Annotated in this window: 6 protein-coding genes and 1 pseudogene; 4 read left to right on the forward strand and 3 right to left on the reverse strand. The window is 65.2% G+C overall.

Going from position 1 to position 7,576, the window contains the following annotated elements; translation table 11 throughout:
* From ACTHJ1_RS17925 to ACTHJ1_RS17935, 3 genes and pseudogenes are all read left to right on the forward strand, one after another.
* A partial coding sequence (locus tag ACTHJ1_RS17925; protein WP_440195354.1) for an XdhC family protein occupies positions 1-397 on the forward strand: 397 nt, incomplete at its 5' end.
* A 13-nt stretch (positions 398-410) separates the two neighbouring features.
* Positions 411-1,640 (forward strand): YeeE/YedE family protein, encoded by a 1,230-nt coding sequence (locus ACTHJ1_RS17930; protein ID WP_440195357.1) that lies wholly within the window; start codon positions 411-413, stop codon positions 1,638-1,640.
* Positions 1,641-1,662: 22 nt separating this feature from the next.
* Positions 1,663-3,321 (forward strand): annotated as a pseudogene (locus ACTHJ1_RS17935) (FMN-binding glutamate synthase family protein).
* Here the strand turns inward: ACTHJ1_RS17935 and ACTHJ1_RS17940 are convergent.
* The 3 genes from ACTHJ1_RS17940 to ACTHJ1_RS17950 form a co-directional block, all read right to left on the reverse strand.
* Positions 3,303-3,701 (reverse strand): hypothetical protein, encoded by a 399-nt coding sequence (locus tag ACTHJ1_RS17940; protein ID WP_440195360.1) that lies wholly within the window; start codon positions 3,699-3,701, stop codon positions 3,303-3,305. The pseudogene ACTHJ1_RS17935 and the gene ACTHJ1_RS17940 overlap by 19 nt on opposite strands.
* A gap of 154 nt (positions 3,702-3,855) precedes the next feature.
* Positions 3,856-4,740, reverse strand: coding sequence for a 3-hydroxyisobutyrate dehydrogenase (gene mmsB / locus ACTHJ1_RS17945; protein WP_440195363.1), 885 nt, complete (start codon positions 4,738-4,740; stop codon positions 3,856-3,858).
* Between the two features lie 30 nt (positions 4,741-4,770).
* Positions 4,771-6,273, reverse strand: a complete 1,503-nt coding sequence (locus ACTHJ1_RS17950; RefSeq protein ID WP_440195366.1) for a CoA-acylating methylmalonate-semialdehyde dehydrogenase — start codon at positions 6,271-6,273, stop codon at positions 4,771-4,773.
* 177 nt (positions 6,274-6,450) lie between these two features.
* Between ACTHJ1_RS17950 and ACTHJ1_RS17955 the strand changes: the two genes are divergently transcribed.
* On the forward strand, positions 6,451-7,401 hold the full coding sequence (locus ACTHJ1_RS17955) for a LysR family transcriptional regulator (protein WP_440195369.1): 951 nt from the start codon (positions 6,451-6,453) through the stop codon (positions 7,399-7,401).
* Positions 7,402-7,576 lie beyond the last annotated feature (175 nt).

Consider the following 7,576-nt stretch of genomic DNA (forward strand, 5'->3'; position numbering starts at 1 on the left):
CATCCCCGGCGTGCGGCTGTCCTACGACATGCCCGACGATGTCGTGCTGGCCGCCCGGCCTGACGCGCGCACGGCAGTCGTGGCGCTCACACACGATCCCAAGCTCGACGACCTGGCGCTCATGCATGCGCTGCAGTCCGACGCCTTTTACGTCGGCGCGCTGGGCAGCCGCGCCAACAACGGCAAGCGGCGCGAGCGCCTGGGCCAGTATTTCGGCCTGACCGAAGCGCAGCTCGCCCGGCTGCGCGGCCCGGCGGGCCTGTATATCGGCAGCCGCACGCCGCCCGAGATCGCTCTGTCCATCCTGGCAGAGATCGTAGCCTGCAAGAATGGCATCCGGCTCCCTGCCAGCGTCGCGGTGGGGCAGGCCAAACACACCAACGAACAAACGCTCTGACTCATTTTTGCTCATGAATACCAGCCCCTCTGCCGCCCTGCCTCTGCCGCCTTCGCCGGCCCCGCTTTTCATCAACCGCAAACCCCTTATCGCCGCCCTGCTGTTGTGGCTGGCCGGCGCCGTCTATCTGCTGCAGACCACCGGCTGGCGCCAGGGCGCGCTGTGGCTGGTCGGCGGCCTGATGGGCGTCACGCTCTATCACGCCGCTTTCGGCTTCACCCAGGCTTGGCGGATGTTCGTGTCCGACCGGCGCGGGGCGGGACTGCGCGCACAGATGATCATGCTGGCGTTGGGCGTGATGCTGTTCTTTCCCGTCCTGGCCCAGGGCTCGCTCTGGGGCCAGCACGTGCACGGTCTGGTGGCGCCGGCCGGCGTGTCGGTGCTGCTGGGCGCCTTCCTGTTCGGCCTGGGCATGCAACTGGGCGGCGGCTGCGCCTCGGGCACGCTCTTCGCCGTGGGCGCAGGCAATACCCGCATGCTGGTCACGCTGCTGTTCTTCATCATCGGCGGCGTGCTGGGCACTTATACCTACGGCTGGTGGTCGCACCTGCCCGCCCTGCCGCCCATCTCGCTGGTCAAGGCCTTGGGCGTGCCCGAAGCGCTGGCGGCCAACCTGGTCGTCTTCGCCCTGATCGGCTGGCTCACGCTGGCGCTGGAGAAACGACGCCACGGGCACGTGCTCACCACTACCACGGGCACCAGCCGCCCGGTTTCGCTGCTGCGCGGCCCCTGGCCTCTGATCGCCGGCGGCGTAGGGCTGGTGCTGTTGAATTTCGCCAACCTGGCCCTGGTCGGTCACCCCTGGGGCATCACCTCGGCCTTCGCGCTATGGGGCGCCAAGGCATTGCAAAGTCTGGGCATGGATGTCGCCGGCTGGCAATTCTGGCTGCCGCACCAGGCCGCGCTGGCCGCGCCCATCAGCCGCGACGCCACGTCCATCACAGACATCGGCATCATGGTGGGCGCTCTGGCGGCAGCCAGCGCGGCAGGCAAGTTCGACCCGCTCTGGAAAGTGCCTGCGCGGTCCCTGGCAGGCGCCGTAGCGGGCGGACTGCTGCTGGGGTTGGGGTCGCGCATGGCCTACGGCTGCAACATCGGCGCCTATTTCAGCGGCATACTCTCGGGCAGCGTACACGGCTGGTTATGGCTGCTGGCCGCTTTTGTCGGTAGCATCGCGGGCGTGCGCCTGCGCCCCCTGTTCGGCCTGGCCGTCGAGAAAACGCCTGCGCCTTCGCACTGTTGATTTGCGTCTCGTGGAGAATGCCATGCGCTGGATCACCAACCGCTACACCACCTTTACCCTCGTTCTGGTCGGCGCAATCATCACGACGCTGCTCGCGTCATGGCATACGGCAGGTTGGCTCTGGGCGGCGATCCCCTTCTGGGCCTTGACCCTGCTGGGCATCTACGACATGCTGCAGAAGCGCCACGCCATACGCCGCAACTATCCGGTTCTGGGCAATCTGCGCTTTCTCTTCGAATTCATCCGTCCCGAAGTGCGTCAGTACTTCCTGGAAGACGACACCAGCGCCGCGCCGTTCTCGCGCGCGCAGCGCTCCATCGTCTACCAGCGCGCCAAGCAGCAGCTCGACAAGCGTCCTTTCGGCACGCAGGAAGACGTCTACGGCGACCGCTACGAATGGATCAACCATTCGCTCGCGCCCACCCACATCGAAGACACCGATTTTCGCGTCACCGTGGGCGGCCCCGACTGCAAGCAGCCTTATGCCATGTCGGTCTTCAACATCTCGGCCATGAGCTTCGGCGCCTTGTCGGCCAACGCCATACTGGCTTTGAACGAGGGTGCTCGCCTGGGCAATTTCGCCCACGATACGGGCGAAGGCGGCATCAGCCGCCATCACCGCCAGCCCGGCGGATCGCTGGTATGGAACATCGGCTCGGGCTATTTCGGCTGCCGCGACGAGCGCGGCGGCTTTTCCGAAGAGGCCTTCGTGCGCAACGCCTGCACCGATCAGGTCAAGCTCATCGAGATCAAGCTGTCGCAAGGCGCCAAACCCGGCCACGGCGGCATTCTGCCGGCCGGCAAGGTCACTCCCGAAATCGCCGAGGCCCGCGGCGTACCGGCCTGGCAGGACTGCAATTCGCCGTCCTCGCACAGCGCTTTCGATTCGCCTATCGGTCTGCTGCATTTCGTGGCGCGGCTGCGCGAACTATCGCAAGGCAAGCCCGTGGGCTTCAAGTTCTGCATGGGCCATCCCTGGGAATGGTTCGCCATCGTCAAAGCCATGCTGCAGACCGGCATCACGCCCGACTTCATCGTGATCGACGGCGCCGAGGGCGGCACGGGCGCAGCGCCCGTGGAATTCGTCGATCACGTGGGCACGCCGCTGCGCGAGGCGCTGCGCCTGGTGCACAACACGTTGGTGGGCGTGAATCTGCGCCACCGCATCAAGCTGGGCGCCTCGGGCAAGATCATCACGGGATTCGACATGGCCCGCGTGCTGGCCATGGGCGCGGACTGGTGCAACGCCGCGCGCGGCTTCATGTTCGCGCTGGGCTGCATCCAGGCCCAGTCCTGCCACACGGGCAAATGCCCCACCGGCGTCACATCGCAGGATCCGATGCGCCAGCGCGCCCTGGTGGTGCCCGACAAGGCGCAGCGCGTCAACAACTTCCATCGCAATACCTTGCACGCCCTGGCCGAGCTCCTCTAAGCCGCCGGGCTGACGCATCCGAGCGATCTGCGGCCGCAGCATATCGCTCGCCGCATTTCGTCTTCCGAGGTTAGGCTGTTGTCCGCACTTTTCCCCACGCTGGAGGAAGGCGAACTGCTGCGCGGCGAATTCCAGCACGAGATCTTCCGCACAGGCTGGCACATGGCGCAGGCCGATTCGTTTCGGCCTTCCTGCCCGATCGAGCAAGTGCCGCCCGCACACCCGATGCCTCAGGCCGCCGCGGTCTGATCCTTGCGCCGACGGGTTATTTCCGGGCTGCCACTGCGCGCGGCGGGCCGACGGTAGATGGCCGCCCGTTCCCAGGAGCCGGCCTGCCAGTCGTCGCGCGACATCTGCACGGATACGCTGCCTGCATCCTTGAGCAGGCCCATAACGGCCGGCACATCGGCCATGTCCAGTTGCACCACCAGCAGAATCTCGCTCCGGCGCCGGGGAGAACGGCGCTGGAACGCCCGGGGCAGCCTGGCCCAAAACCCACGCTCCCTGGGCGGCTGTTGGTCATAGAAAACACTGACTACATCGTCGGTGAAACCATCTGCGACCAGGGCATGCGCGGCGCTGCGCGCCATTGGCACGCTCTCGAACCGCGCCATGACCATCGTCGACATGCCTGAACCCTTCGGGCCGCTCGTATTCATGGCGGCATTCTGCCCGCAGGCACGCCCACTTGCCTGAGCTTTGGCAACCAGCCGTAATGCCGTATTTCCGGCCGGCACCGCGCGCCTGCGGATTTGCGGGATTCAGTAAAGAACCATTGCAATCTCACTTCTGGCGATACAGTCGGATCACCGCCGAAAAGTCGAGCTTGCCGTCGCCGCGGCTGCTCATGGCCTGGTAGAGCTGCTGTGCGAGCGCCCCCATGAAGGCGGGCTGCTTCGCGCTTTTGGCGGCTTCGGTGGCCAGGCCCAGATCCTTGAGCATCAGGTCCGTACCGAACCCGCCGGTATAGCCGCGCGACGAGGGCGCAGTCTCGATGAGGCCCGGGAACGGGTTGTACGTATCCGAGCTCCAGCAGCGTCCGGTTGAGGTGTTCAGGATCGAGCCCAGGATCTTGGGATCGATGCCGAGCGCTTCGCCCAGGGCCATGGATTCGGCGACGCCCGCCATCGTGATGCCGAGCACGAGGTTGTTGCAGATCTTGGCGACCTGCCCCGTTCCTGTGTCGCCGCAATGGACGATGTTCTTGCCCATCGCCGAAAGCACCGGCTTTACCTGGTTGTAAGCCGACTCGCTGCCGCCGACCATGAAGGTCAGCGTGCCGGCGGCGGCCCCGCCCGTGCCGCCGGAGACAGGCGCATCGACCAGCGTGCTGCCGTGCTGCTGCGCCAGCGCCGCGAACTCCTTGACGCTGGCCGGGTCGATCGTGCTCGAATCGACGATGACGGCGCCCGGGCTCACGCCAGACAGCACGCCTTCGTTTCCGGTCAGCACGCTGCGCACATGGGCAGCCGCCGGCAGCATGGTGATCACGACCGCGGCGCCGCTGGCTGCGGCCTTGGGCGAATCGGCCTTTTTCGCACCTGCGTCGACCAATTGCTGCACCGCCTGCGCGTTCAAATCGAACACAGCGAGGTCGTGTCCCGCCTTCAGCAGATTGAGCGCCATGGGCGCGCCCATGTTTCCGAGTCCCACGAATCCGATCTTCATGTTTTCTCCTTGCATCCGGATCTGCGCCGTTCAGCGCAGGTTGATCGTGGTGTTCACGCCGTCGTTCACGGTCGCGTCGTCGAACCAGCGCGCGGTCACCGTTTTGGTCTGTGTGTAGAACTGCACGACCTGCTTGCCGTAGGGACCCAGATCGCCCAGCTTGGAGCCGCGCGAGCCGGTGAAGCTGAAGTACGGGACCGGCACGGGGATCGGGATGTTGATGCCGACCTGACCGATGTCGATCTCGCTCTGGAATTTGCGCGCCGCTGCGCCGCTCTGCGTGAACAGGCCCACGCCGTTGCCGAAGGGGTTGGCGTTGACGATGGCGATCGCGTCGTCCAGGGTATTGGCGGTCAGCACCACGAGCACGGGTCCGAAGATCTCCTGCGTGTAGATGTCCATGTCGGTCTTGACGTCGGTGAAGATCGTAGGCCCGACGAAGTTGCCGCTTTCGTAGCCGGGCACCTTCACGTCGCGGCCATCGAGCAACAGCGTGGCGCCCTGCTTGACGCCCGATTCGATCAGGCCCAGAACCCGGGCCTTGGCCGCGCGCGAGACCAGCGGCCCCACGTCGGTGCCGGGCTCGTGGCCGGCATTGACCTTGAGCTTCTTCGCCTTCTCGACCAGTTCGGGCAGCCAGTCTTTCGAGGACCCGACCATGACGACGACCGAGGTCGCCATGCAGCGCTGACCGGCCGCGCCGAAGCCCGCGCCGACCAGCGCATTGACCGCCTGTTCGCGGTTGGCATCGGGCAGCACGACCGCGTGGTTCTTGGCACCCATCATCGATTGAACGCGCTTGCCGTGCTGGCCGCCGAGGTTGTAGACGTGCGTGCCCACCGCCGTCGAGCCGACAAAGGAAATCGCCTTGATATCGGTGTGCGTGCACAGCGCATCCACGACGTCCTTGCCGCCGTGCACGACGTTGAGCACGCCTTTGGGAATGCCCGCTTCGATCGCGAGTTCGACCAGCTGCATCGTCGACATCGGATCCTGTTCGGAGGGCTTGAGCACGAAGGTGTTGCCGCAGACGATAGCCATGGGGAACATCCACAGCGGAATCATCGCCGGGAAGTTGAACGGCGTGATGCCCGCGCAGACGCCCAGCGGCTGCTGCAGCGTGTAGGTATCGACGCCGCCGGCAACGTTCTCGGCGAAACCGCCCTGCTGCAGCGTGCCGATCGAGCAGGCATGCTCGACGACTTCCAGGCCGCGAAAGACGTCGCCTTCGGCGTCCGGCAGGGTCTTGCCCTGCTCGGCCGTCAGCGTCCTGGCGATGCGCGACATGTTCTCGCGGATCAGCGCCTGAAGCTTGAGCATGATGCGCATGCGGGCGCCGATCGGCGTGTTCTTCCAGGTTGCGAACGCTTCGTGGGCGCTGCGTACTGCGGCGTCGACTTCGTCGGCCGTCGCGAACGGCACGCGCGCGATCACTTCCTGAGTGGCCGGGTTGACGATGTCACGCCACTCTTTGGTCTTGGATTCGACAAACTCGCCGTTGATCAGCAGCTTGACGGTCGGTACTTGGGTCATTGCAGGTCTCCTGGGTGCTCTTCGCGCGGGATCGGCCCGGCAAGCGGCCGTTGTGTGCGGGGGTTGGCGATGCGATTTATCGGCCAGACGCGATCGAGCCGCGCATGGCCTTGCCGTTTGCGTACGAGTATAGTTATTCGATTATCCACAGCATAGTATTAAAAAACCCCATCAGATATGCAAAAAAACACAAGCCGATTCGGCGCGCTGAACTGGGACGATCTGCGGTATTTCCTGGAAGTGGCGCGAACTCAACGCGCCAGCGCGGCCGCCAAGCGGCTGCACGTCGATCACACCACGGTCGCGCGGCGCGTGCGGGAGCTCGAAGCGGCGCTGGGTACGATTTTGTTCGATAAATCGCGGGTCGACGGATTCACGCTGACCACCGACGGACAGCGCCTGCTGCGCCATGCCGACGCGGTGGAGTCGGCGGTGCACGCCGCCAGCGAGCAGTTCGCGGGAACGACGCAAAGTCTGTCGGGCCACGTGAGAATCGGGTCGACCGAGGGCTTCGGCTGTTTTTTTCTATCGCCTCAGCTATCCCGCTTCACTGCGGTACACGACGACGTGTCGATCGACGTGCTGCCGGTGCCGCATTTCGTCAGCCTCTCCAAGCGCGAGGCCGACATGGCCATTACGCTGGAACGCCCCGAGCGCGGGCAATACGTGTTCACCAAGCTGTGCGACTATCGCTTGAGGCTCTACGGCTCGCGCGATTATTTCAAGCGCCGGGACCCGATCCGCTCGGTGGCGGACCTGCGGCACCATCCCTTTATCGACTACGTGGCAGACCTGGCCTTCAGCCACGAGCTTCTGTATCTGAACCGGACGATACCCAACGTGACGGCCAGCCTGCGCAGCACCAGCGTCATCGCGCAATATTACGCGGCGCTGCAAGGCAATGCCCTGGCGATCCTGCCCTGCTTCATGGCCACGCCCAATCCGGACCTGGTTCCCATTCTGCCCGACAAGATCGTCGTCACGCGCCACTTCTGGCTGAGCAGCCGCGAAGACGTCCGCAAACTGCGCCGCGTCGTCACCTTGTGGGACTATCTGCGCGCAGTCGCGGATGCCAACCGACCGCTATTGATGGGCGAGTCGGGCACTATGCACTATGTCGAGCCCTGAGTTCACTGGGCTTTGAGCTTCGCACGCTTGACGACGTCGGCCCAGCGCGGGATCTCTTTGTCGATCAGCGCCTGCAGCTGCTCGGGCGTGCTGCCGACCAGATTCATGCCCATGGTCTTGCCCAGCTTTTCCTGCACGTCGGGCTCTTTCAGGATCAGGGCGATCTCGGCGGCCA

This window comes from Bordetella sp., assembly GCF_051960075.1.
Classification (GTDB): Bacteria; Pseudomonadota; Gammaproteobacteria; order Burkholderiales; family Burkholderiaceae_B; genus Bordetella.